The organism is Streptomyces sp. NPDC021096, from assembly GCF_040641275.1.
Lineage (GTDB): Bacteria > Actinomycetota > Actinomycetes > Streptomycetales > Streptomycetaceae > Streptomyces.
Window position 1 is genome coordinate 74235 of sequence record NZ_JBFADG010000017.1, and the last position, 24195, is coordinate 98429.

Annotated in this window: 19 protein-coding genes; 14 read left to right on the plus strand and 5 right to left on the minus strand. The window is 73.9% G+C overall.

The features are described 5' to 3' along the window. The first annotated feature begins 131 nt into the window (after window positions 1-131). The 11 genes from AB0G59_RS20995 (at window position 132) to AB0G59_RS21045 (ending at window position 13765) form a co-directional block, all read left to right on the plus strand. Window positions 132-1097 carry an iron ABC transporter permease gene (locus AB0G59_RS20995; protein ID WP_360913740.1) on the plus strand — a complete coding sequence of 322 codons (966 nt, stop codon included), beginning with the start codon at window positions 132-134 and terminating at the stop codon, window positions 1095-1097. After that, complete coding sequence (locus AB0G59_RS21000; protein WP_360913653.1) at window positions 1094-2152, plus strand: iron ABC transporter permease; 1059 nt, start codon at window positions 1094-1096, stop codon at window positions 2150-2152. Before AB0G59_RS20995 ends, AB0G59_RS21000 begins: the two co-directional genes overlap by 4 nt. Further along, window positions 2149-2976, plus strand: coding sequence for an ABC transporter ATP-binding protein (locus AB0G59_RS21005; protein ID WP_360913654.1), 828 nt, complete (start codon window positions 2149-2151; stop codon window positions 2974-2976). The genes AB0G59_RS21000 and AB0G59_RS21005 overlap by 4 nt, the downstream gene beginning before the upstream one ends. 40 nt (window positions 2977-3016) lie before the next feature. Continuing rightward, window positions 3017-4021, plus strand: a complete 1005-nt coding sequence (locus tag AB0G59_RS21010) for an iron-siderophore ABC transporter substrate-binding protein (protein ID WP_360913656.1) — start codon at window positions 3017-3019, stop codon at window positions 4019-4021. 160 nt (window positions 4022-4181) lie between these two features. Next, the gene (locus AB0G59_RS21015) at window positions 4182-5414 is read left to right on the plus strand and encodes an ATP-grasp domain-containing protein (protein WP_360913658.1); all 1233 of its coding nucleotides are present in this window, start codon (window positions 4182-4184) and stop codon (window positions 5412-5414) included. After that, window positions 5411-7156: an IucA/IucC family protein gene (locus AB0G59_RS21020; protein ID WP_360913660.1), complete on the plus strand. Its 1746-nt coding sequence runs from the start codon at window positions 5411-5413 to the stop codon at window positions 7154-7156. The genes AB0G59_RS21015 and AB0G59_RS21020 overlap by 4 nt, the downstream gene beginning before the upstream one ends. Further along, window positions 7153-8373, plus strand: coding sequence for an MFS transporter (locus AB0G59_RS21025; RefSeq protein WP_360913662.1), 1221 nt, complete (start codon window positions 7153-7155; stop codon window positions 8371-8373). The genes AB0G59_RS21020 and AB0G59_RS21025 overlap by 4 nt, the downstream gene beginning before the upstream one ends. Window position 8374: 1 nt before the next feature. Then, a complete protein-coding gene (locus tag AB0G59_RS21030) occupies window positions 8375-10156 on the plus strand; it encodes an IucA/IucC family protein (RefSeq protein ID WP_360913664.1) in 1782 nt (593 codons plus the stop codon). Beyond that, the gene (locus AB0G59_RS21035; protein WP_360913666.1) at window positions 10153-11340 is read left to right on the plus strand and encodes a type III PLP-dependent enzyme; all 1188 of its coding nucleotides are present in this window, start codon (window positions 10153-10155) and stop codon (window positions 11338-11340) included. Before AB0G59_RS21030 ends, AB0G59_RS21035 begins: the two co-directional genes overlap by 4 nt. Window positions 11341-11510: 170 nt before the next feature. After that, window positions 11511-13376, plus strand: a complete 1866-nt coding sequence (asnB, locus tag AB0G59_RS21040; protein WP_360913668.1) for an asparagine synthase (glutamine-hydrolyzing) — start codon at window positions 11511-11513, stop codon at window positions 13374-13376. Between the two features lie 14 nt (window positions 13377-13390). Beyond that, window positions 13391-13765, plus strand: coding sequence for a GntR family transcriptional regulator (locus AB0G59_RS21045; protein WP_360913670.1), 375 nt, complete (start codon window positions 13391-13393; stop codon window positions 13763-13765). A gap of 140 nt (window positions 13766-13905) precedes the next feature. Here the strand turns inward: AB0G59_RS21045 and AB0G59_RS21050 are convergent, their stop codons facing one another. After that, complete coding sequence (locus AB0G59_RS21050; RefSeq protein ID WP_360913672.1) at window positions 13906-15009, minus strand: DUF5925 domain-containing protein; 1104 nt, start codon at window positions 15007-15009, stop codon at window positions 13906-13908. A gap of 113 nt (window positions 15010-15122) precedes the next feature. Between AB0G59_RS21050 and AB0G59_RS21055 the strand changes: the two genes are divergently transcribed. From AB0G59_RS21055 to AB0G59_RS21065, 3 genes are all read left to right on the plus strand, one after another. Next, window positions 15123-16529, plus strand: a complete 1407-nt coding sequence (locus AB0G59_RS21055) for a xylan 1,4-beta-xylosidase (protein ID WP_360913674.1) — start codon at window positions 15123-15125, stop codon at window positions 16527-16529. Window positions 16530-16647: 118 nt separating this feature from the next. Next, window positions 16648-16902 carry a hypothetical protein gene (locus AB0G59_RS21060; RefSeq protein WP_360913676.1) on the plus strand — a complete coding sequence of 85 codons (255 nt, stop codon included), beginning with the start codon at window positions 16648-16650 and terminating at the stop codon, window positions 16900-16902. Window positions 16903-16904: 2 nt separating this feature from the next. Next, the gene (locus AB0G59_RS21065) at window positions 16905-17528 is read left to right on the plus strand and encodes a hypothetical protein (protein WP_360913678.1); all 624 of its coding nucleotides are present in this window, start codon (window positions 16905-16907) and stop codon (window positions 17526-17528) included. Window positions 17529-17538: 10 nt separating this feature from the next. Here the strand turns inward: AB0G59_RS21065 and AB0G59_RS21070 are convergent, their stop codons facing one another. From AB0G59_RS21070 to AB0G59_RS21085, 4 genes are read right to left on the minus strand one after another with little or no spacing between them, the layout of a single operon-like run. Next, on the minus strand, window positions 17539-21165 hold the full coding sequence (locus AB0G59_RS21070; protein WP_360913680.1) for a lipopolysaccharide biosynthesis protein: 3627 nt from the start codon (window positions 21163-21165) through the stop codon (window positions 17539-17541). Beyond that, a complete protein-coding gene (locus AB0G59_RS21075) occupies window positions 21158-21958 on the minus strand; it encodes a polysaccharide deacetylase family protein (protein ID WP_360913682.1) in 801 nt (266 codons plus the stop codon). Before AB0G59_RS21075 ends, AB0G59_RS21070 begins: the two co-directional genes overlap by 8 nt. Further along, the gene (locus AB0G59_RS21080; protein WP_360913684.1) at window positions 21955-23034 is read right to left on the minus strand and encodes a glycosyltransferase family 2 protein; all 1080 of its coding nucleotides are present in this window, start codon (window positions 23032-23034) and stop codon (window positions 21955-21957) included. Before AB0G59_RS21080 ends, AB0G59_RS21075 begins: the two co-directional genes overlap by 4 nt. After that, window positions 23031-23849: a glycosyltransferase family 2 protein gene (locus tag AB0G59_RS21085; RefSeq protein WP_360913686.1), complete on the minus strand. Its 819-nt coding sequence runs from the start codon at window positions 23847-23849 to the stop codon at window positions 23031-23033. The genes AB0G59_RS21080 and AB0G59_RS21085 overlap by 4 nt, the downstream gene beginning before the upstream one ends. Window positions 23850-24195 lie beyond the last annotated feature (346 nt).

The following is a 24195-nucleotide window of genomic DNA, read 5'->3' on the forward strand; positions in this document are numbered from 1 at the left end:
GCAAGCATTCAACGGGAATTGACAAGCTTAGGCTTGCCTAACCTAAGGTCGTTCCCGTGAACGCGACCGATGTCCGGCCAGTCCGGCCACCCCGGCCCGTCGCCGGGCGTCCGGCGGCACTCCGCAGGGTCCTGCTGCTGACGGGCGGCCTGGCGCTGCTCGTGCTGTGCGTGGCGCTGAGCCTCGCCGCGGGTTCCCGCGCCGTGCCGCTGAGCACCGTGTGGCACGCCCTGGCCGACGGGGACCGCAGCAGCGACGGCCTGGTCGTCACCGGGCTGCGCGTGCCGCGCACCGTCATCGGCGTGGTGGTCGGCGCCGCCCTCGGCGTCGCGGGCGCCCTCGCCCAGGGCATCACCCGTAACCCCCTGGCCTCGCCCGCCACGCTCGGCATCAATCACGGAGCCGGCTTCGCCGTGGTCGTCGCCAGCTACGCGCTGCACCTGACGCACCCGGCCCAGTACCTGCCCTTCGCCTTCGCCGGCGCGGCGCTCGCCACCCTCGCCGTCCTCGCCCTCGCCCGCCGCGCCGGCGACCTGGACCCCGTACGGCTCGCGCTCGGCGGCACCGTGCTGGACGCCGTGCTCATCTCCTGGACCTCCGCGGTGATGCTCACCAGCCACCGCACCCTGGACGAGGCCCGCTTCTGGCTCGCCGGCTCGCTCGCCGGGCGGCAGACCGACATCCTGCTGCCCGTCCTCGCCCCGCTCGTCATCGGCCTCGTCCTGGCCCTGGCCGTCACCCCCGCGCTCAACGCCCTCGCCCTCGGCGACGAGACCGCCCAGGCCCTCGGCGTCCCGGTCGCCAAGGTGCGCGCCGCCGGCGGCATCGCCGTGATCCTGCTCGCCGCCTCCTCCGTGGCCGTCGCGGGCCCGCTCTCCTTCGTCGGCCTCGCCGCCCCCCACCTCGTACGCAAGCTCGTCGGCGCCGACCACCGCTGGCTCATCCCCGGCTGCCTGATCGCGGGCCCGCTGCTGCTGCTCACCGCGGACGTCCTCGGCCGCCTCGTCCTGCGCCCCGTCGAACTGGAAGTCGGCATCGTCACCGCCCTGCTCGGCGCGCCCCTGCTGGCCCTCCTCGCCCGGAAGGTGGCGCGATGACCCCCGTCACGACCGATGCCGCGCCCCGCGCGGCAGGCGGCGCGCTCGCCCGGCAGCGCCGGCGGACCGCCCTGCTGGGCGCGGCCGCCACGGCCCTGCTCGTGGTGCTCACGGCGATCGGGCTCGGCACCGGCGAGGTCTCGATCCCGCCGCTGGACGCTTTGCGCGGCCTGCTGGGCCTCGGCGACCCGGGCAACGTGATGCTCGTCCAGGAACTGCGCGCCCCCCGCGTGCTGTCCGCCGTCGTGGCCGGGGCGGGGCTGGGCATCGCCGGCGCGATCCTGCAGCGCGTCGCCCGCAACCCGCTCGCCTCGCCCGACGTGGTCGGGGTGACCGGCGGCGCCTCGCTGGGCGCGATGGCCGTCATCGCCTCGGGCGCCTCGGCCTCGCTGATCTCGCCCGCCGCGCTCGGCGGCGGGCTGCTCGCCGCCGGCCTGCTCGGACTGCTGGCCTGGCGGGGCGGGTTCACCGTCTCCCGGCTCGTCCTCGTCGGCCTCGCCGTGCAGTCCGGCCTCGCCGCCGCCGTGAACCTCCTCATCGTCCGCTTCCCCGCCGAACTCGCCTCCTCCGCCCTGCAGTGGACCACCGGCTCGGTGTACGGACGGACCTGGACCGAGGTCGAGGCCGGAGGAGGCGTCATCCTCGCCGGGCTCGTCCTGGCCCTGGCCTGCCACCGCAGGATCGCGGTCCTCGACCTCGGCGACGACAGCGCCGGCGCCCTCGGCCTGCCCCCCAACGCCGCCCGGCTGCAACTGCTGCTCCTCGCCGTCGTGCTGGCCTCGGTCGCCGCCGCCCTCACCGGGCCCGTCGGCTTCGTGGCCCTGGCCGTACCGCACATCGTGCGGTTCCTGGCCGGACCGCCCACCACCGGCACGCTCGTGCTGACCGCGCTCGCCGGAGCCGTCCTGCTGCTGGGCGCCGACCTCGTCGTCCTGCACGTCCTGCCCGTGCACGGGCTGCCCGTCGGCGTCGTCACCGCCACCCTCGGGGCGCCCTGGCTGCTCGTACTGATGCTGCGTCAAATGAAGCCCAACGCTGGGAGTGCCACCCGATGAGCGCCACGACGAACGCCAACGAGCTGGCGACCCACGGCCTGCGGCTCGGCTACGGAAACACCGTCATCGTCGACGGCGTCGACCTGACGCTGCCCGGCGGCGCCGTCACCGCCGTCGTCGGCCCCAACGCCTGCGGCAAGTCCACCCTGCTGCGCGGCATGGCCCGGCTGCTGGCCCCCGCCGCCGGCACCGTCACCCTCGACGGCAGCGACATCCACCGGATGCCCGCCCGCGCCCTGGCCCGCCGCATGGGCCTGCTGCCGCAGCAGGCCGTCGCCCCCGAGGGCATCACCGTCGAAGCGCTCGTCCGCCTGGGCCGCTACCCCCACCAGCGGATGCTCACCCCCTGGTCGAAGGCCGACCAGAACGCCGTGGAGGACGCGCTCGCCCGCACCGGCACCGACGCACTGCGCGACCGGCCCGTCGACGAACTCTCCGGCGGCCAGCGCCAGCGCGCCTGGATCGCCCTCGCCCTCGCCCAGGACACCCCGCTGCTGCTCCTGGACGAGCCCACCACCTTCCTCGACCTGCGCCACCAGCTCGACGTGCTCGATCTGGTCGAGGAGCTCAACGCCGAGGCCGGCCGGACCGTCGTCATGGTCCTGCACGACCTCGGCCAGGCCGCCCGCTACGCCGACCACCTGGTCGTCATGTGCGACGGCCGCCCGGCCGCAGCCGGGCCCCCGGCGGACGTCCTCACCGCCGAACTCGTCGAGAAGGTCTTCCGGGTCGAGTGCCGGGTCGTCCCCGATCCCGAGACCGGCACCCCCCTGGTCGTGCCCCGCGCCCGCTCCGCCAGACGCGCGGCACCAGCGGCCTCCTGACGCCCCCCACCACCCACCACCGCTCGAGAGGGACCCCACCATGACCGTGCCCCGGCCGGCCCACACCCGTATGCGCAGAGTGTTCGCGACGTCTCTCGCAGTGATCATCGGTGCCGGCGCGCTCGCCGCGTGCGGCGACGACGAGAAGAAGTCGGACGAGTCCAAGCCCGCCGCCTCCGACACCGGCTTCCCGCGCTCGATCACCCACGCCATGGGCAGGACCGAGATCAAGAAGAAGCCCCAGCGCGTCGTCGTCCTCGACACCGGCGAGCTGGACGACGTGACCATGCTCGGCATCAAGCCCGTCGGCGCGGTCTCCCCCCACATGAAGACCGAGGGCGGCTTCCCCTCCTACCTCGGCGACAAGACGAAGGACACCAAGGACGTGGGCCCCATGGCGGAGCCCAACATCGAGCGCATCATGTCGCTCAAGCCCGACCTGATCCTGTCCTCCAAGGTCCGCCACGCCAAGGTCTACGACAAGCTCAAGGGCATCGCCCCCACCGTCTTCACCGAGACCACCGGCGCCCCCTGGAAGGAGAACCTGAAGGTCCACGCCCAGGCCCTGGGCCTGGAGAAGGAGGCCGCCTCGGCCATGGACGCCTACGAGAAGCGCGCCAAGGCCCTCGGCGAGGAGATCAAGAAGAAGAACGACGGCAAGGCGCCCACCGCCTCCGTCGTCCGCTTCGTCGCCGGCCCCACCCGCCTCTACCAGAAGCAGTCCTTCAGCGGCATCGTCCTGAGCGACACCGGCCTGCGCCGCCCCGAGTCGCAGGACGTCGACAAGCCCATGCTCGAGGTCTCCCCGGAGCAGATCGACAAGGCCGACGCCGACATGGTCTTCGTGACCGTCGCCGACGACCCGAAGAAGACCCAGCAGGACGCCGTCCAGGGCAACCCGCTCTGGAAGGGCCTCGGCGCCGTCAAGAACGAGAAGGTCTTCCAGGTGCCCGACGAGACGTGGATGTCCGGCATCGGCATCCAGGCCGCGAACCACGTCCTCGACGACATCGCCAAGGCCGCCGGCGTCGACGCGCCCAAGTAGCCACCCCCGCCCGCCGGTTCCCCACCCGGCAGGCCACCGCATCACACCCCCGCCGCAAGACCCCTCGCTCCACCTCCCCACCCTCCGTGCCGGGCCGCGTGTGCGGCGCGGCCCGGCACGGACGCCCTCACCCACACCCCTGCCCCCGAAAGGTGCCCCCGTGCGGCTGCATCTTCTCGCGCTCAACCCCACCGACTCCGTCACCGAGGGCTTCCTGCCCGCCGCCGCCCGCCTCGGCCTGGCCGTCACCCTCCTCACCGACCAGCCCGACGCCCACCGGCGCGCCTACGAACGCCACGTAGCCGGCGGCGGCGAACCCCTGCCCGAGCTGGACGTCCACCCCTGCGACGTGCGCGACTTCCGCGAGGTCATAGGCCGGATCTCCGCCCTCGGCCGGCCCGACGCGGTGTTCACCAACAGCGACCACCTGCAGACCCAGGCGGCCCTGGCCGCCGACTACTTCGGCCTCCCCGGCAAGGACTGGCGCGCCGCCCTGCGCGCCAAGAACAAGGCCCAGCTGCGCCGCAGCCTCGCCGAAGCCGGCCTCGACGCCGTCTTCTGCGCCGAACTCGCCCCCGGCGAGGACCCGGAAGCCCTCGGCGACGGCCGCCTCGACGGCGCCCCCTTCCCCTGCGTCCTCAAGCCCCGCGAGGGCGTGGCCAGCGAGGACGTCGTCCTCGTCGGCGACGCGCGCGAACTGGCCGACCGCTGCCGGCAGATCAGGGCGCGGCGTCCCGACGCCGCCCTGCTCGTCGAGGAGTACCTGGACGGGCAGCTGCACACCCTGGAGACCCTCGGCGACGGCACCGCCCTGCACGCCTTCGCGGCCTTCCGCACCCAGCTCTCCCCACCGCCCTACTTCATCGAGGAACGCCTCGACCTGCTGCCCGCCCTCCCGCAGCCCCACAGCGAGCAGGTCATCGCCCAGCTGAAGGCGCTCGGCATCGGCTTCGGCATCTGCCACACCGAGTACGTGGCCCAGGGCGACCGCGCCCGCATCATCGAGGTCAACTACCGGGCCATCGGCGACCAGTGCGACCTCGTCCTGGCCGGGCTGCTGGACATCCCGCTCTTCGAGCACACCCTGCGCACCCACCTCGGACAGCCGCTTCCGGCCGATCTCGGTGGGCGCACGGACGGCCGGGTACGTATGGAGTACGTGTGCGCCGAGCGCGCCGGCACCCTCAAGGCCGCGCCCGGGGCGAGCGACACCGAGCACGACGGCGTACGGCTGGTCTACCGGCCCTGGCGCGAGCTCGGCGAGGAACACCCGCTCTACCGCACGAACCGCGACTACCTGGGGGTGTTGCGGGCGACCGGTACCGACGAGGACCGGATCGACCGTGCCGTCGCGGAATTCCTGGCGAACCGGCGATGGGAGATCGTCTCATGAGCGCGGCTGCGACGGCCCCCGACGCCGTGGAGGACGAACTCCTCGGCCGGGTGCTCAGCACCCTGCTGCGCGAGGACGCATACCGGCTGCGCAGCAAGGCGGTCGCCGAAGCGCGCCCCGACGGCGACTGGCTCCGGCTTCCCGTCACGGACGAAACGTTGCTGCTCCCGGTCGGCCCCGAGGGCTTCCAGTGCGAGGTCCAGGCCCGCGAGCCCCTCCTGGAGACGGCGAACGGCCCGGTGCGCGGCCTGCGGCCGGTCCTCGCCCGGCTCCGGGCGGCCGCCGAGCCCGAGGACCGGGCCGGGTTCGACGCCTTCCTCGCCGAATGCGACGAGGCGCTGGCCGCCATGCGGCTGCACGGCCGGGTGCGCGAGGACGTCGTCGGGACGCTGGCCGGGACGTACGGGCACACGGTGGCCGACTGGACGGGGCTGCGCGGCTCCCTCGCCTACGACACCCTCGCCGCCTTCCGCGACCACCCCGTCTACCCCACCGGCCGCGCCCGCTCCGGCCTCAGCGAACGTGAACTACGCGCGTACGCCCCCGAGTTCCACCCCTCCTTCCCGCTGCGCTGGCTCGCCCTGCCGCGCGAGGCCGTCACCGGCGAGCACGCCGCACTGCCGCACTGGTGGCCCACCCCCGCCGCCCTCGGTCTGCCCCGCCTGGACGCCACCCACCTGGCGCTGCCCGTCCACCCCCTCACCGCCGGCGCCCCGCTGGTCGACGCCCTGCGCGCCACCGGCCTCACCGGCTCCGCGCACCTGGCCGAGAAGCCCTGGCTGGAGGTGACCCCCACCCTGTCGACCCGTACGGTCGCCGTCGCCGACGACCCGGAGGTCCACCTCAAGCTCCCGCTCGCCACCGCCACCCTGGGCCAGCGCAACCGCCGCACCATCAAGCCCGGCACCCTCCTCGACGGCGAGGTCGGCCAGCGGCTGCTCGAGGAGGTCATCGCCCACGAGCCGCGCTTCGCCGGCTCCGTGCTCCTCGCCGACGAACGCACCCACCTCGGCGCCGGCCACGAACTCCTCGCCGCCCTCGTGCGCCGCTACCCGGCCGGCCTGCAGGACGCCCACGTCGTCACCGTCGCCGGGCTGCTCGCCCGCACCCCCGACGGCCGCCTCGTCGCCGACGCCCTCGCGGAGCGCTACTACGGCGGCTCGCTCGTCGCCTTCGTGGACGCCTATCTGACCCTGCTCCTGGACTGGCACACCACCCTCTTCTCCTACGGCATCGCCCTGGAGTCCCACCAGCAGAACACCTCCGTCGTCCTCGACGAGATCGACGGCAGGCCCCGGCTGCGGCTGCTGCTGAAGGACAACGACGGGCCGCGCGTGCACGCCGTGCGCCTGGCCGCCCGCCTCGGCGGCGAGGCCGCGGACCTGCTGGGCTTCGACGACCGGCGCATCCTCGTGGCGGGCGACGGCCCGGTCGCCGACGTGTTCGCGACCATCACCGTCCACCTGTGCGCGGGCGCCCTCGCCTTCGAGCTGGCCCGCCTCGGCCGGGGACCGCTCGACGGATGGCTGCGGCAACTGCGCGAGCGGCTCTGCGAGGCCACGGCCCGGCTCGCCCCCGGGGCGGCCGCCGTCCTGCGGGCCCGGGTGCTGGACGCCGGCCGGCTGCCGGTCAAGGCCATGATCACCGCGGGGACGCTGCTCACCAAGGAGCGCTCGGGCGCCGCCGACATCAACAAGCACTACGTCGACGGGCCCAATTACCTGCGGGAGGGCGCCCGGTGACCGCCGTCCTGGACCGTACCGAGCAGCGGGCACCCGCCGCCCTGCGCACCCGGCAGATCCACGCCGTGGCCGCCTGCTACTTCGTCGCCTCCTTCGCGGCCCTCGGCCTGCCCCCCTACCTCACCGCGATCCTGCCGGGCCTGGGCGACCACCAGGCCCGCTGGGCCGGGCTCCTCTACATCGTGCCGACCGTCTTCGGCGCGATCGGCGCCCCCCTGTGGGGGCGGCTGGCCGACCGCTACGGCCGCAAACGGCTGCTGCTGCGGGCCCAGCTGGGCCTCGCCGTCTCCTTCCTGCTCGCCGGCTGGGCCGACAGCCTGCCCGCCTTCGCCGCCGCCCTCGTCCTGCAGGGCATCCTCGGCGGCACCTTCGCCGCCTCCAACGGCTACCTCGCCGCCGCCCTCGACGGACAGCGCCTGTCCTGGGCGCTGACCCTGATGCAGGGCGCCGCCCGGCTCGCGCTCGTCGCCGCGCCGATCGTGGTGGGCACGCTCTCGCCCTGGGTCTCGCCGCACCGCCAGTACGCGCTGCTCGCCGTGCTGCCGCTGGCCGCCGCCGTGATGCTGGCCGCGCTCCCCGAGCCACCGCGCTCCGAGGACGGCGCACCGCAGGGCCCCGAGGACACTGCGGCCGGGGCGGCCGGGGCGGAGACGGGACGCGGGGGCCGCGGCTCCCTGCGCACCCTCTACGTCCTCGAGTTCACCTTCGTCCTCGCCACCGTCATCTCCTACCCCTACCTGATCACCCTCGTCGAAGGGCGGCTGCCCGGGCTCGGCTCCGCCGTCAGCGGGCTCCTGTTCGCCCTGCCGCACGTGTGCTACCCCCTGCTGGCCAAGCCCGTGCACACGCTCGTGGCCACCCGCCCACACCTGGGCGCCGCCACCGGCTTCGCCCTGGTGGCCGCGGCGCTGGCCGGGCACTGGGGCGCCGAGTCCCTGCCCTCCTTCGTCGTGCTGCGGCTGCTGCTGGGCGTCGGCATGACCCTGGGCCTGGTGAGCCTGTCGGCGCTGGCCGCCGAGGCCTGCAAGGGCCGCAGACCCGGCCGGCTGTTCGGGTCCCTGGAGCTCATATCCAAGGCCGGGGCCGTCGTCGCCGGAGCGGTCGCCGCCGTCTCCAACGACGTCTGGGGCCCGGCCGCCCCCATCGTCGCAGGATCCGCCGTCGCAGCCCTGACGGCGCTCGTCAGCACGTCCTCCCTCCTCCGCTGGAGTCGCTGAAATGTCCTCAGCCCCCTCTGCCTCCGGTTCCCCTGCCGCCGCAGTGCTCTCCTCCGCCGTCGCCGGTACGCCCACCGCCGACGACGTGGTCGCCCACACCCTCCTGAACTGCCTGCTGCGCGAGGTCTCCGGCCCCGAGCACCAGACCGCCGTCACCGACGGGCACCTGCTGCTGCGCCTGCCCCGCAGCGACACCCTGCTGCGGGTCCGGCTGCGCCGCGCCTCCCTCATCGGCGCCCACCGCTTCACCGGAGGAGTCGGCGAACAGCGCGACGGGGCCTGGCACGAGCTGCCCTGGCAGAGGCTCGCCGAGTACATCCACCGCGAGCTGGAGCTGCGCACCGGCGTCCGCAACGAGGAGTTCCTCGGCCAGGTGGCCTCCAGCCACGCCGGCACCAGCGCCGCCCTCGCCGCCCGCCCGCCGGCCGGCAAGGCCGGGCAGGCCCGGGAGGAGGGGCCGGCCGCCCCCGCCGACCGCTACATGGACTCCGAGCAGTCCCTGCTCTTCGGCCACCGCTTCCACCCCACCCCCAAGGCCCGCACCGGCGCCCCCGAGGACTGGGGCCGCTTCGCCCCCGAGGCCCGCGCCCGCTTCGCCCTGCACCACCTGGCCGTGCGCCGCGAGCGGGTACGGCAGGAGGCCGCCACCGCGACCGCCCTGGACGCCTTCGACCGGCAGGGGAGCGTGCCCGAGGGGTACGTCCTGCTGCCCGTGCACCCCTGGCAGTACGGCATGCTCCGGGACCACCCCGTCCTGCGCGAGGCCATCGGGCGCGGGGACGTCCTCGAACTCGGGCCGCGCGGCGCCGAGTTCGGGCCGACCGCCTCCGTGCGCACCCTCTACGACGGCCGGGACTTCCTGAAGTTCAGTCTGAACGTGCGCATCACCAACTGCCTGCGCAAGAACGCCGAGTACGAGCTGACCGGCGCCGTCGCCCTGACCCGGATCCTGGAGCCGGTCGCCGCCGACCTGGCCGCCCGCTTCCCCGGCACCGAGCTGCTGCGCGAGCCCGGCTACCGCACCCTCGACCTCGGCAGCCGCGAGCTGGCCGAAGGCTTCGGCGTCATCGTCCGCGAGGGCCTCGACGCCCGGCTCGCCCCCGGCCTGACCGCCCTGCTCGCCGCCGCCGTCGCCGACGAGTACCCCACCGGCGGCGCCCAGCTCTCCAGGCTCCTGGCGGGCACCGGCCCCGAGTCCACCCTCGCCTGGTGGAACGCCTACCTCGAACTGCTCGTCCCGCCGGTGCTGGCCGCCTACTTCGACCACGGCGTCGTCCTCGAACCCCACCTGCAGAACGTCGTGATCGGCGTCGACGCCGACGGCATGCCCCGGCAGGTCCTGCTGCGCGACCTGGAGGGCACCAAGCTGCTCCCCGGCCACCACGCCGACGTCCTCGCCGCGCTCCCCGAGGACGTGGCCGGCCCCATGACGTACGACCGCGAACGCGGCTGGGACCGCGTCGTGTACTGCCTGCTCGTCAACCACCTCGCCGAGATGCTCGCCGCGCTCGCCGACCGCCACCCCCACCTCGAGCCCGAACTCTGGTCCGCCGTCCGCCGGGTGCTGGCCGCGCGGGCCGCCGCCCATGACAACCCGCCGCTGCTGCGCGCCCTGGTCGCCGGGGTGCCGCTGCCCGCCAAGGCCAACCTGCTGACCCGCTGGGAGCGCAAGGCGGACCGGCACGCCGGATACGTCCGCATCGGCTCGCCCCTGGTCTCCGACCTGCTGACGGTGCTGGCCGCGACGGATTCCCGGACCGAACCCTGGAGCACCACGCTGTGATCACCCCTCGCGTCGCCGCCCACGCCACCCGCCTGCCGGCCGGCGAACTCCCCGCCTACGTGTACGACCTCGCCGCCCTGGACGAGCACGCCCGCGCGGTGCGGGCCGCCCTGCCCGACGGCGTGGAGCTGTACTACGCCGCCAAGGCCAACCCCGCCCCCGACATCCTCAGGGCCCTCGCCCCGCACGTCAGCGGCTACGAGGTCTCCTCCGGCGGCGAACTGGCCCACGTCCGCGAGGCCGTGCCCGGCCTCCCGCTCGCCTTCGGCGGCCCCGGCAAGACCGAGGCCGAGCTGCGGCTGGCCCTCGACCTGGGCGTCGAGCGCTTCCACGTCGAGAGCGAACAGGAGCTGCGGCTGCTCGCCGCCCTCGCCGCCGAACGGCCCGGCCAGGACCCCGTGGACGTGCTGCTGCGCGTCAACCTCCCCGTGGGGGACGGCGACCTGGGCGGCGCGGCGCTGGCCATGGGCGGCCGGCCCAGCCCCTTCGGCCTGGACCCGCGCCGCGCCGAGGCCTGCCTGCCGCTGCTGCGCGGCACCCGGCTGCGGCTGCGCGGCATCCACGCCCACCTCGCCAGCGGCCTGGACGCGGCCGCCCAGCTCGCCGTCGCCGCCCGCGTCACCGACTGGGCCCGGGACCTGGACGAGCGGCACGGCCTGGGGCTGAGCGAGGTCAACGTCGGCGGCGGCATGGCCGTCGACTACGGCCGGCCGCACCTCCCCTTCGACTGGGCCGCCTACGGCAAGGGCCTGGCCGAACTCGCCGGCCGCCACCCCGGTTACACCCTGCGCATCGAGCCCGGAAGGGCGCTGACCGTCCACGCGGGCTGGTACCTCACCGAGGTCCTGGACCTCAAGCACAGCCACGGGGAGGCCTTCGCGGTCCTGCGCGGCGGCACGCACCACATGCGCACCCCCGCCGCCAAGGGCCACGACCACCCCTTCACCGTGCTGCCGGTCGAGGAGTGGGACCGCCCCTGGCCCCGCCCGGCCGCCCTGGACGAGCCGGTGACCCTCAGCGGACAGCTGTGCACCCCCAAGGACACGCTCGCCGCACGGGTGCCGGTGGCGGAGCTGAGGGTGGGGGACCGGGTCGCGTTCACCATGGCCGGCGCCTACGCGTGGAACATCTCGCACCACGAGTTCCTGATGCACCCGGCGCCGACCTTCCACTTCCTGGCGTGAGGCCGGCCGGGCCCCACGACTTTGCCAAATGTAGATGGTGGATGCATCTATGCAGGCGTAGCGTCGCAGTCGCGGTCCGCCGGAAAGGGATGGTGCGGACCGCGACCACGGGGGCTCGAGCCGCACCCCGGCACCTCCGGGGTGGCCTACCGAAAGGGGACACCGCGACCATGTGCGGCATCACCGGATGGATCTCCTACGACCAGGACCTCACGCGCCTGCCCGGGGCCCGGGACACCCTCGACGCGATGACGGCCACCATGATCTGCCGCGGCCCCGACGCCGGCGGCACCTGGCTGGACACCCACGCCGCCCTCGGCCACCGCCGCCTCGCCGTCATCGACATCGAGGGCGGCCGCCAGCCCATGCTCGTCGAGCACGACGGCCGCACCCGGCTCGCCCTCACCTACAGCGGCGAGGTCTACAACTACCGCGAGCTGCGCGCCGAACTCGAGGCCCACGGCCACACCTTCCGCACCCACAGCGACACCGAGGTCGTCCTCCACGCCTACCTGCGATGGGGCGAGGACTTCACCACCCGCCTCAACGGCATGTACGCCTTCGCCCTGTGGGACCCGCGCTCCGAGGAACTCCTCCTGGTCCGCGACCGCATGGGCATCAAGCCGCTCTACTACCACCCCACCCCCGACGGCGTGCTCTTCGGCTCCGAGCCCAAGGCCGTCCTCGCCCACCCCGCCGTACGCCCCGCCGTCGACGCCGAGGGCCTCGCCGAGCTGCTGGCCTTCACCAAGACCCCCGGCCACGCCGTCTACAAGGGCATGTACGAGCTGCGCCCCGGCCACACCGCGCGCATCCGCCGCACGGGCCTGACGGTGCGCCGCTACTGGGGACTGGAGGCGAGGGAGCACACCGACGACACCGCCACCACCGTGCGGCACGTGCGCGAGCTGCTCGACGACATCGTCGCCCGCCAGCTCGTCGCCGACGTCCCCCTGTGCACCCTGCTCTCCGGCGGCCTCGACTCCTCCGCCATCACCGCCCTCGCCGCCAAGGGCCTCGCCGAGACCGGCCGCGGCCCGGTGCGTTCGTTCTCCGTGGACTTCACCGGCCACACCGACCACTTCAAGGCCGACGCCCTGCGGCCCACCCCCGACGGCCCCTACGCCCACGCGCTGGCCGAACACGTGCGCTCCGACCACACCGACATCGTGCTCGACACCGCCGCCCTCATGGACCCGGCCCACCGCGACGCCGTCCTCACCGCCCGCGACCTGCCCATCGCCGGCTTCGGCGACGGCGACACCTCGCTGTACCTCCTCTTCAAGGCCATACGCGAACAGTCCACCGTCGCCCTGTCCGGCGAGTCCGCGGACGAGATCTTCGGCGGCTACCGGTGGTTCCACGACCCCGAGTCCGTCCACGCCGACACCTTCCCGTGGATCGCCGCGGGCGTCGCCGACCACTTCTCCGGCGAGAACAGCGGCGGCCGCGTCGCCCTGCTCGACAAGGGCCTCCTCGCCAAGATCGACATGCCGGGCTACCAGGACGCGCGCTACCGCGAGGCCCTCGCCGAAGTGCCCTATCTGCGGGGCGAGAGCGGCCTGCAGCGACGCATGCGCGAGATCAGCTACCTGCACCTGACCCGCTTCGTGCAGATGCTCCTCGACCGCAAGGACCGGGCCAGCATGGCCACCGGACTGGAGGTCCGCGTCCCCTTCTGCGACCACCGTCTGGTGAGCTACGTCTTCAACACCCCCTGGTCCATGAAGACCTTCGACGGCCGCGAGAAGTCCCTGCTGCGCGCCGCCACCCGCGACCTGCTGCCCGCCGCCGTCGCCGACCGGGTCAAGAGCCCCTACCCCAGCACCCAGGACCCGCGCTACGCCGCGGCCCTGCAGGCCAGGCTGCGGCAGGTGCTCGCCGACCCGGACGCGCCCGTACGCCCCCTGCTCGACCAGGGCACCGTGGCCCGTGCCCTCGCCGAGGACGCGGGCGACTCCTTCCGTTCCGCCACCGAGGTCGTCCTCGGCATCGACACCTGGCTGCGGGGCTACGGCGCCGCACTGGAGCTGTAGCGCACAATGGCCGTATGGCTTTGCAGATGACCGTCGACCCGGACGCCGCCGAACCTCCCTACGAGCAGATCCGCGCCCGCATCGCCGAGCGCGCCCGCTCCGGCGCGCTCCCGGTGGGCTACAAGCTGCCGACCGTGCGCGGCTTCGCCGAGGAACTGGGCCTGGCCGCCAACACCGTGGCCAAGGCCTACCGGGCGCTCGAAGCGGACGGGGTCATCGAGACGCGGGGCCGCAACGGCACGTTCATCGCGGCGCCGGGCGACACGGCCGACCGCGAAGCGGCGGCGGCGGCCGCGGCCTATGCGCAGCGCGTGCACCGTTTGGGGCTGACGCCCGGGGCCGCCCTGTCGGCCGTGCAGGACGCCTTGCGCGTCGCCTACGGCGACTGATTCGGGGGCTCCGCCCCCGGACCCCCGGTCCTCAAACGCCGGACGGGCTGGATTTTCCCCCGGTTCCGGGCAACGAAATCAGCCCGTCCGGCGATTGAGGACAAGAAACGGTGAAAGGGCGGGGCAGGGGCAAAATCCCGCTACAGGTACAACCCCGCATCCGCACCCTCCTGCTGGGCCGGCACCGAGGTCGGCCCGACACCGCGCCGCAAGGCGAAGAGCTCGGCCAGGGTCGCCCCCGAGCGGCCCACCCCCTCCTCGCGGCCCAGCCAGCCCACCGCCTCCGCCCGCGTCAGCGGCCCCACCTCGATCCGCGCCAGACAGCGCCCAGGACGCACCACGGCGGGATGCAGCCGCTCCAGGTCCTCGTTGGTGGTGACACCCACCAGGACGTTGCGGCCCTGCCCCAGCAGGCCGTCCGTCAGGTTGAGCAGGCGCGAGAGCGCCTGGCCGGCCGCGTGCCGTGCCTCGCCGCGGATCAGCTCGTCGCAGTCCTCCAGGAGCAGCAGCCGCCAGCGGCCCTTCGCCGACCCGTCGTCCTCGCCGATCGCGATGTCCATCAGATAGCCGACGTCGTTCAGCAGCCGCTCGGGGTCCAGCACGCAGTCCACCTGGCACCAGTCCCGCCAGGAGCGGGCCAGCGTCCGCAGCGCGGAGGTCTTGCCGGTGCCCGGCGGGCCGTGCAGGAGCAGCAGCCGGCCCGCGATGTCGTCCGGGGTGACCTTCATCAGCCCGTCCATCGCCTCGGCCACCGGCGCCGTGTAGTTGGCCCGGACCTCCTCCCAGGTGCCGGCGGAGATCTGCCGGGTCGTGCGGTACGGGCCGCGCCGGGGGGAGAGGTACCAGAACCCCATCGTGACGTGCTCGGGCTGGGGCTCGGGGTCGTCCTCGGCGCCCTCCACCGCCTGCTCCAGCACCTTCTTGGCCAGCTCGTCGCTGACGGCCGTCACCGTCACGTCCGCGCTGCGGTTCCAGCGCGCCGCCAGCAGCGACCAGCCGTCCCCCTCGGCGAGCAGCGCCCTGCGGTCGTCGTCCCGCGCCGAGCGCACCACGCGCGCCTCCGGCGGCAGGAGCGAGGCGCCGGAGCGGACGCGCTCCACCGAGTGGCCCCGCGCGTAGGGCTGTTCGCCGCGGGTGAAGGGGCCGAGGAAGAGGGCGTCGATGACGTCGGCGGGAGTGTCGCCGTCCACGTTCAGCCGGATGAGCGGGGACGGCGGGCGTTCGGCACTCGTGTCGGCACACATGCCGCCCATGATCCGGCACGGAACGCCCCGGCGCACCCTGGTTTTCCCCGGTTCCGCCCCCGTTGGCCGAGAAGCCGCCGCACACCGTTTCCGCCACGGTTACCCTTTCCGTGATGGGACGTCATGGTGAAGGTCGGCCGTCGCCCCGGCCGGCGCGGTGGCAGCCGAAGGGGACGCGGTGGCGGTCGCGGCCGTCACGGTGGCGGCTCACGGCGCTGCTCTCGGCCGCCCTCCTGACCCTCGCGGCGCTGGTCACTGTCTCCCTCGAGGCCTGGCACGCACGGGACCGGCCCGCTCGCCCGAACGCCGCCGCGGCCACCATAGGCTGGGGCTTCACCCATACCCAGCACAGCGCCGACCGGGGCCAGGACGCCGCCCGCCGCAACGCCGCGAAGACCCTCTCCGGCGTCCCCATGCCGCAGAACCAGCACATCATGGGCTGGGGTGCCGACAACCCCGAACCCCGGCCGGGAAAGTACAACTTCACCGACCTCGACCGGCGGGTGGCGCTCATGCGCAGTACGGGCACCACGCCGGTGCTGACGCTGTGCTGCGCCCCGGACTGGATGAAGGGCGGCGGCGAGCGGACGAACTGGTCGCAGAAGTCCCTGGAGACAGCCCCCGACCGGGCCCACTACAAGGACTTCGCCAAGCTGGCCGGGGTGATCGCCGAACGCTACCCGGACGTAAGGCACTTCATCGTCTGGAACGAGTTCAAGGGCTTCTACGACGAATCGAGGAAGCGCTGGGACTACGAGGGATACACCGAGCTCTACAACCTCGTCTACAAGGAGCTGAAGAAGCGGAACAGGCACGCGCTCGTCGGGGGGCCGTACGTCGTCATGGACAGCGAGGCCCCCGGCGCCGACTCCGACGCCTCCCGGGTGAGCGGGGACTGGGGCGCGGTGGACCAGCGGGCCGTCGACGCCGTGGAGTACTGGGACGAGCACAAGGAAGGGGCGGACTTCGTCGTCGTCGACGGCGCCAGCTACACCCGTACGGGCAACCGTCCCGTCCCCGACGAGTTCCGGGCCACGCGGAAGTTCGCCGACGTCACCACGTGGCTGAGCAGGACCACGGGCCTGCCGGTGTGGTGGGCCGAGTGGTACGTCGAGCCCGCCGACGAGAACGACGGCCGCAAGACGTGGACCGAGCCGCACCGCGTCGCCGTCCAGGCCAGCGCGCTGATGCGACTGGCCTCGGCGGGTGCGGCCGGAGCGTTCTACTGGAACCCCGAGGAAGAGGGCAGCGACTGCCCCGGCTGTCTGTGGCGCAGCACCGAACTCGCCGACGGCGGCGGCCGGCTGCCGATGCTCGACCTGCTGGAGCGGTTCGCCAAGGCCTTCCCGCCGGGCACGGTCTTTCGCGACGCCGAGGTGGGCGGCGAGGACGCGGCGCGGGTGCAGGTGCTCGCGGCCGGCACCTCCGTGCTGGCCGTCAACACCCAGGACCGGGCCGTCACGGCCCAGGTCGACGGCCGTCAGGTCGAGCTCGGGGCCTACGAGACCCGCTGGCTGTGACGGCGTACAGGTGGCCGGGGAATCATCCTTCCGGGGCTTGTCCGGGCAGTTGTCATCCGACCCGGGCGCGGCAAGACTTCCAGCGGCGTCACCGAGCGGAAGCGAAAGGAACACCGCCGTGCCCCAGAACGCACGTCAGGCCTTGGTCATCGTCGACGCGGAAGAGAACTACTACGTCCTGCCCTGGGAGGCCGTCGAGACGGCCAAGGCCGCGCCCGAGGCCAAGGCCGCCATCGAGGCACACCTGAGGCCGTACCCGAAGATCCCGCTCGCCGACGGCTACTGCTTCGCCGGCATGCTGGACCTGGCCGACGAGGACGAGATGGCCCACTACACCCCCGAGGCCTCCTGGCCGGTCGCGACCACCTCCTGACCATGGCCGCCCTCCTGTCCCGGACCACCGTCACCCGGGCCGAGCAGCGGTCCTTCGCCGCCCACGGCCACGCCCGCCTCCCCGGACTGTGGGACCGTGCGCTGGCCGACGGCATCGCCGCGGAGGGCCGCGAGCGGCACGCCGTGGCCGAGGTCCCGCGGCGCGGGCCGCGCACCCCCGTCACCGCCCGGCGCCTGCCCCGCCGGGACACCCCCGCCGCGAGCGGCCCGCTGCTGGCCCGGGTCCATCTGTCGCTGACCGGACTGGCCCGGGCGCTCACCGGACGGCTGCTGGTGCCCACCTTCGCCGCGTACGGCTACTACGAAGGCGACGACGAGGTCTTCCTGCACATCGACACCGAACAGTGCGACCTGACCCTGCTCACCACCGCGTTCGGCGACGTCGGTCCCCTGCACGTCCACCCGGGCCTGATCGGCGCCACCATGGAACAGCTCGGTGCGCTGGAGAGCGACCCGCGGTGGGACCGCACCGGCGGCACGCGCGTCACCTACCCGCACACGGGCGTCACCGCCCTCGACGGCCATGTCCTGCCGCACCACCGGCCCGGGCGCCCGGTGACCGGACCGAACGCGGTCGCGGCCCTGTGCTACCGGCCCCTGTTCTAAAGCCGCGCCCCTACGACATCGTCACCAGCCGCCACAGCAACGACCCCAGCACCACGGCCAGCAGCGGCAGCGAGAACCAGAAGGAGGCCTGCAGCCACCGCAGCTGCCCCACCCCGGGCCGCACCCCCACCCGCACCAGCTCCCGGGCCGTCAGCAGCACCAGCAGCGCCACCGCGGCGAGGGCGCCGGCCACCGACCCTGGCGTCCACGTCACTCGCGGCCCGGCCGGACCGGGGCGGGGCTCCGGCGCGCTGCCGGCGGGCCGGTCCTTCAGCGCGTAGAGCACCGCGTCGTCGTTGGTGAGCACCCGGCGCAGTTCCGGCCGGCCGTCCAGGGAGCGCCGCAGCCGCTGTGCCCAGTCGGGGGCGTACCCCGCGCTGAGCTCCAGATAGACGGACTGGCCGCGGTTGACCATCAGATAGGCGTTCGGCCCGGCCCTGCGCAGGGCCGCCACCAGGTCGGGCACCTGCCCGGGATCGCGCGGGGCGAGCGCCGGTTCGTAGAGCACCCGTTCCATGTCGCGCGCGCCCCACGGTATGGCGGGCGTGACGTCGTTGACCGTGTCGCTGCTCAGCCACAGCAGCCGTGCCGTGGGCCGGTCGTGGCGGTAGACGTAGTCCATGGCCGCGACCTCGCCGGCGCGGACGCGTTCGAAGGGCTCGTTGCCCCAGCGGGCCACCAGGAAGCCCAGGACGAGCACCAGCCCGGCCAGCATCGCCGCCAGCGGCGCCCTGTACACGCGGGAGCGCCCGGGCTCCGGGCGCGGGAAGAGGGCGAGCGCGGCGAGGGCGCAGGCGCCCGGCAGGGCGAAGAGGAAGACGCGCAGGGCCACTTCGCCGCCGTAGGACTGCATGCCGAAGGCGAGGAACGGCACGCAGGTCAGCACCGCCAGGCAGAGGTCGCGCAGCCCGGCCCGGCGCCGCCGCCACCAGCCCAGCGCGGCGCAGGCCAGCACGCCGGCCGCGAGCGCGACGCGGACGTAGAGCACCATCTTGTGGGTGCTGCTGCCGCCCTCGATGCGGCCCGAGACGGACGAGGAGACATTGCCGCCCAGCGAGCCCAGCCCGCCGAAGAGGTCGTCGAAGTGCCCCGACCAGTACGGCTCCGCCAGGAACCCCACCCACACCGCCAGCAGCACCGCACACAGCAGCGGCAGCCCGGCCGGGGTCAGCCGGCGCACCAGGACCAGGGCGGTGACGACGCCGAGCATGACGAACGGGGTCAGCTGGTGGCTGGCGACCGAGGCGGCGAACAAGGTGATCACCAGCGCCAGCAGGACCACCCGGGCGCCGCGGCCCGCGGGGGCGACCTCCCGTTCACCGGGCAGCAGTCTGCCGCGCAGCTGGCCGGGCCAGCGGAACCACATCAGCAGGACGGCCACGAACAGCAGATAGAAGAGGTAGTTGAGCGACTGGGGGGAGAAGTAGTCCTGCCCGACCCAGCCGCACAGCGCGAACAGCCACAGCGCCGTCCACGTCGCCCGCCAGCTCGCCCGTACCGCCCGCAACAGCACGTACAGCGGTGCCAGGCAGAGCAGCTGGACGGCCAGTGGCCACCAGCGCAGCACCTCGGTGAGGTCCCCCGCGCCGCAGGCACGGGCCGCGAACGCGGCCAGGGCGAAGAAGCCGGGCCAGCTCCAGCGCGCGTCGAGGTCGGGCGCGGCGGTGCCGGTGCGGTCGAGGTAGTCCAGGAAGCCCAGGTGCTGCCAGGCCGTGGCGAAGCGCGGCCGGTCCTCCAGCAGCGCGGGCACGGCGTGCAGCGAGACCACGGTCGCCAGCAGTACCGCCGCCAGCAGCCACCGGTGCGGCCGCTCCAGGCACAGGGTGCCCGCGAAGGCGGTCACCAGCAGCCCGGCCCCCAGCAGCGTCGCCACCGGCAGCACGGACACCAGCCCGAACCCGCCCATGCCGTCCAGGTCCACCTCGCCCACGGCCTTCAGCGGCACCCAGTACAGCGCCAGCGCCCCGGCCAGCAGCAGCCAGAGCGCGGCCTGCGGTGTACGCCACCGGCGGGCGGGACGCGGCGCGGCGGCCACCGGCGGGCCCGGGGGCGCGGCCGGCGCCCCGGTCGCCTCGGGCGCGGGCCGTACGTCGGGCCGGCGCTCCAGGTGGTCGATGTCCAGCCGCACCCCCAGCGGGATCGTGTCCGCGTCCAGCGCCGACCGCAGGGCCCAGCGCGTGCCGAACGCGCGGGTCCGGCGGTCCTTGGCACCGTCGTCCTGCCGGTCGCCGTGGACCGCGAGGTCGGCCAGGTCCCCGTCGGGCGGCGCCTCGTCGTCGCCGGCGGCCGGCGGAGCCGCCGGTGACCGGGACGCCGCCTTGAGCACGCCCCGCAGCTTCACCGCCGCTATGGCGGCGATCACCGTCAGGCTGCAGATCTCCGCGACGCCCGCGCCCGTCAGTCCCATCCGGGGCAGCAGCACCAGCGTCAGCCCCAGGACGAGCACGCACAGCAGACCCTGCAGATAGGCCAGCCCGGCCGTCCGGCTCTGTGCCCTCAGCACCGCGAAGTAGACCTCCATCACCACGCGCAGCGCCGCCCCCACCGCGAACCACCGCAGCAGCGGTGTCGCCGCCTCGGCGTACCCGCGCCCGAAGAGGCCCAGGACGTACGGCGCGAGGAGGAAGAGCAGCACACAGACCGGCACCATGATCTTGGCCATCCGGCGCAGCGCGGCCCGGCAGTTCTCCGCCAGGCGCGCCGGATCGTGCGAGCCCTCGACGGTCAGCGAGGCGCCCATGTTGATGGCCAGCAGATTGACCGTGCCGGCGATGGTGGAGGTGATGTAGAAGTAGGCGTTGTCGGCGGAGCCGACCTGGGCGGCGACGATCACCGGCACCAGATAGACCACGGCCAGCGAGAACAGCGAGCCGGTGTAGTCCCCCGCGAGGAAGCGGCCCATCTCCCGCCAGGACGCCGGCCGCGCGCTGTCCTCGGTCGCCCGGACGTGCGCCGGCACCAGCCGCCGGAACACCAGCCAGCCCAGCGGCACCACCGACACCGCGATCGAGACCACCCAGGACACGAACACCCCGGACACCGGCAGCGCCACCGCCAGCCCCACCAGCAGCGCCAGCTTCACCGCCGAGAAGACGGTGTTGCCCACCGGCACCCAGAGCGCGCTGCGCAACCCCGTCAGCACCCCGTCCTGCAGGGTGAGCAGGGACCAGGCGACGACCGCCGCGACGAACGCCAGCCCCGGCAACGGCCCGTCCAGGAACCGGAACGAGGGTCCCCACCGGTCGAGCGTGAGCACGAAGACGCCCGCCGCGAGGGCGACGAGCACCGAACTGCCCGCGTACGTACGGAAGACCAGCCGTCCCGTCGTGCGCCCCGCGACGGGGATGAAGCGGGCGAGCGCCCCCGTCAGCGTCACCGCCGTGAGCCCCGCCAGCAGCTTCATCGCGGCGATGGCCGCCGAGCCCTGGCCGACCGATTCCTCGCTGTAGTAGCGGGCCGCGACCAGCCAGAACCCCACCCCGAGGACGGCGCTGATGCCGGTGTTGAGCATCAGTGCGAAGGCGTTGCGGAACAGTGGGGTGCCGACGCCGCGCCCGGGCAGCCGCAGCCGCCGGGCGGTCGGTTCCACGGCTCTTTCCCCGGTGCGTTCCTCGGGCCGGGCGGTCGTGTCAGGCACGGGCTTCGGTCGCTTTCCTGATGGCGCTGCGGCTTCTGCGGACGACGGCATACCCCTTGGTCAGGGCCCGGTCGCCGGCGAAGAGCCGGCCGAGCCCCCGGCCCTCGACGAGCCGTTCGAACTCGGCGATCCCCGTGGTGCGGCGCACGGTCACCCGCTCCAGGGCGTACGGCCCCTGGCGGCGCGCGGCCAGCGCGTTGCCCACCGCGAGCGAGACCCCGAACCCGGCCGCGCGCACCGTACCGCGCACCCTGCGGCTGGAGTAGCCGTAGGGGTAGGCGAACGACACGGGTGGGTGACCCAGTTCCGCCGTCAGCAGGTCCCGGCAGTGCCGCACCTCGAACGACAGTCGCTCGTCGGTCAGCTGATCGAGCTGGGGGTGGGTATGGCTGTGGCCGCCGATCTCCATGCCCGCCGCGGCCAGCTCCCGCACCTGGTCCCAGCTCAGCATGAGGTCCAGCGCGCCGCCCGCCTCGTGGGCACCGCGCAGCCAGCCCGTCGAGGCGAACAGCGTGGCCACGAAGCCGTGTTCGACCAGGGCGGGGAGGGCGTAGCGGTGCACGCCCTCGTAGCCGTCGTCGAACGTGATGAGCACCGGCTTCGGGGGCAGCCGGCCGCCCCCGCGCCAGGCGTCGGCCAGCTGCCGGGCCGTCAGCGGCGTGAAGCCGAATCCGGCCAGCAGCCGCATCTGCTCGGTGAACGCGCCGGGGGAGACCGACAGCCCGTACGCCGCGCGGGCGGGCGAGAACGCCACCGCGTGGTACATCAGGATCGGCACCGGGGCCGCGCTCATGCTCTGTCCCCCTGGCGTTCGCGCGGACGCGCCCCTTCGAGGGACGGCGGCCCGGCCGCCGGCTCGAGCGCGGCCACCGCGAACCGGCCGCCGCCGCGGCGCGCCCGCAGGCTGCCCAGGGCGTAGCCCCCGGCCGCCGCGGCCACCCCGGCGACGATCGCCCCCGCCCGCCCCGCGCCGCCCGCCCGGCCCAGCAGCGCGTCGCGCACCCCGCGCGCGACGCCGGCCGGCAGTACGCGCGTGGTGTAGCGGCGCTCGCTCTCCAGTCCGGCCCGGGCCCCCACGCTGTGCGCCACCAGGGCCTTGGACAGGCCCTCGGCGTACGCCCGGGTGCGGAAGTAGCGGAACCGCTCGCGGCCCTCCGGCACCCGGTGGTGGATGACCGAGCGGTCGTCGATCAGCAGGACGGCGTCCGGCAGCGCCCGGGTGAGCCGGATGCACAGCTCCGTCTCCTCGCCGCCCAGCGGCAGCCGGTGGCCGTCGCGGCCGATGCCGCTGGCGAAGCCCCCGACGGCCTCCAGGGCGGTCCGGCGGAAGGAGGCGTTGCCGCCGAGGACGTTGCGGACGGCCACTCTTCCCGGCGGCAGCCCCCGGTAGGTGCAGCCCACGATCCAGTCGAACTCCTCCGGGAACCACGCCGGCCTGCGCCGGGAGGCCCAGACCGGCTGGGTGCGGCCGCCGACGGCCATCACCCGTGGATCGGCGTACCCCTCGGCGAAGTGCAGCAGCCAGTCCCGCTCGGCCACCGCGTCGTCGTCGAGGAAGGCGACGATCTCGCCCGAGGAGGCCGCGACCCCGGTGTTGCGGCCGGCGGACAGTCCCCGGGGCCCGGCGTTGGCCAGCACCCGTACCCGGTGCGGGTCCGCCCCCGCGCCGTCGTCGCCGTAGGTCTTGGCGAGCCGGCGCAGCAGCGCGGGGTTGTGGTCGACCACGAGCAGCGTCTCCAGGGCGGGGTAGGACTGGTCGCGCACCGAGGCCACCGCGGCGAGGATGTCGCCCCAGCGGTCCTCGGTGTAGACGCAGATGACCACCGAGACGCTCGGTGCACCGGTCCGTCCGGTCGGTGCAGCGCTCAAGAGACTTCCCCGTGGTTCGCCGTCGGTGCCAGGGCGAGCGGACGCCGGCGGTGGCCGCGGCGGGAGCCGCGTTCACGGAGGATCACCTTCAGCACCCGCAGCCCGTCGCGCACGGCCCGCAGGTTGCTCGTGCCGTGGATGCGCACGAACTCATGGCTGGGAATCTCCTGGACCCGCAGGCCCGCCTTCACCACTCTGATGTTCATCAGGGTCTCGACCTCGAAGCCGGCGCAGTCCAGTGCGATCTCGTCCAGGCAGTGCTTCCAGAACGCGTTGTAGCCGTAGCACAGGTCGGTGTAGCGGGCGCCGAACTTGTGGTTGACCATGGAGGTCAGCACGCGGTTGCCGAGCTTGCGGATCAGCGTCATGTCGTCCGTGCCGCCCCCGTTGGCGAAGCGGGAGCCCTTGGCGAAGTCGGCGCCGCCGACCAGCGCGGAGACATAGCTGACGATCTCGCCGCCGTCCGCGGAGCCGTCCGCGTCGACCATGACGATGATCTCGCCCGTGCAGGCGGCGAAGCCGGTGATCAGCGCATCGCCCTTGCCCTTGCCGAGCTGTCCGACGACCTTGACGTCCGGGCGCAGATCGCGCGCCACCCGGACGGTGTCGTCGGTGGAGTTGCCGTCGACGAGAACCACTTCGTGGATCCAGTCGGGCAGGGTCTTGAAGACGTACGGAAGGTTCTCCGCCTCGTTCATGGCGGGAATGACGACGCTCACCGGTGGCGCTATCGCGAAGTGCGAGGTCACCGGCCGGTACCGGCCGGGTGACTCGGGATCCTCTTCGCTGGCCGCCGGCCGAAGAAAGGCACTCATGAGTCTTCGTTTCCCTCTCGTCCGGTGGACCGCCTGCCCCAGCGGTCCGATCGTTTATCCGGTTCGAAAAGGGGGTACTCGCCCCGCCCGGCGACGACAGGACGCCGTACGGGCAGGGTGAGTTGGCAAGTAACGCCGGTCGCGCGGCTCGCGACTCGGCACTGCTGACTGGCCGAGCGCGGCACCCCCTGCCGCGCCCCGCGCCGGACACCATCGCGACGCTTGTGAAGCCCTCCCCGGAGCCGCTCAGACATGATGGGCCGATGCGGGTAGATGTACGACGGTATTGAAGCTTGCGACCGTATGGCAAGAGGTGGGGCGGAGACTCCTCCTTTGGTGTTTTTTG

Excerpts from the sequence above, each read along its gene's own strand:
- AB0G59_RS21000 (WP_360913653.1), top strand. The coding sequence starts at position 1,094 with ATGACCCCCGTCACGACCGATGCCGCGCCCCGCGCGGCAGGCGGCGCG.
- AB0G59_RS21005 (WP_360913654.1), top strand. The coding sequence starts at position 2,149 with ATGAGCGCCACGACGAACGCCAACGAGCTGGCGACCCACGGCCTGCGG.
- AB0G59_RS21010 (WP_360913656.1), top strand. The coding sequence starts at position 3,017 with ATGACCGTGCCCCGGCCGGCCCACACCCGTATGCGCAGAGTGTTCGCG.
- AB0G59_RS21020 (WP_360913660.1), top strand. The coding sequence starts at position 5,411 with ATGAGCGCGGCTGCGACGGCCCCCGACGCCGTGGAGGACGAACTCCTC.
- AB0G59_RS21030 (WP_360913664.1), top strand. The coding sequence starts at position 8,375 with ATGTCCTCAGCCCCCTCTGCCTCCGGTTCCCCTGCCGCCGCAGTGCTC.
- asnB (WP_360913668.1), top strand. The coding sequence starts at position 11,511 with ATGTGCGGCATCACCGGATGGATCTCCTACGACCAGGACCTCACGCGC.
- AB0G59_RS21045 (WP_360913670.1), top strand. The coding sequence starts at position 13,391 with ATGGCTTTGCAGATGACCGTCGACCCGGACGCCGCCGAACCTCCCTAC.
- AB0G59_RS21050 (WP_360913672.1), bottom strand. The coding sequence starts at position 15,009 with ATGTGTGCCGACACGAGTGCCGAACGCCCGCCGTCCCCGCTCATCCGG.
- AB0G59_RS21055 (WP_360913674.1), top strand. The coding sequence starts at position 15,123 with ATGGGACGTCATGGTGAAGGTCGGCCGTCGCCCCGGCCGGCGCGGTGG.
- AB0G59_RS21065 (WP_360913678.1), top strand. The coding sequence starts at position 16,905 with ATGGCCGCCCTCCTGTCCCGGACCACCGTCACCCGGGCCGAGCAGCGG.
- AB0G59_RS21075 (WP_360913682.1), bottom strand. The coding sequence starts at position 21,958 with ATGAGCGCGGCCCCGGTGCCGATCCTGATGTACCACGCGGTGGCGTTC.
- AB0G59_RS21085 (WP_360913686.1), bottom strand. The coding sequence starts at position 23,849 with ATGAGTGCCTTTCTTCGGCCGGCGGCCAGCGAAGAGGATCCCGAGTCA.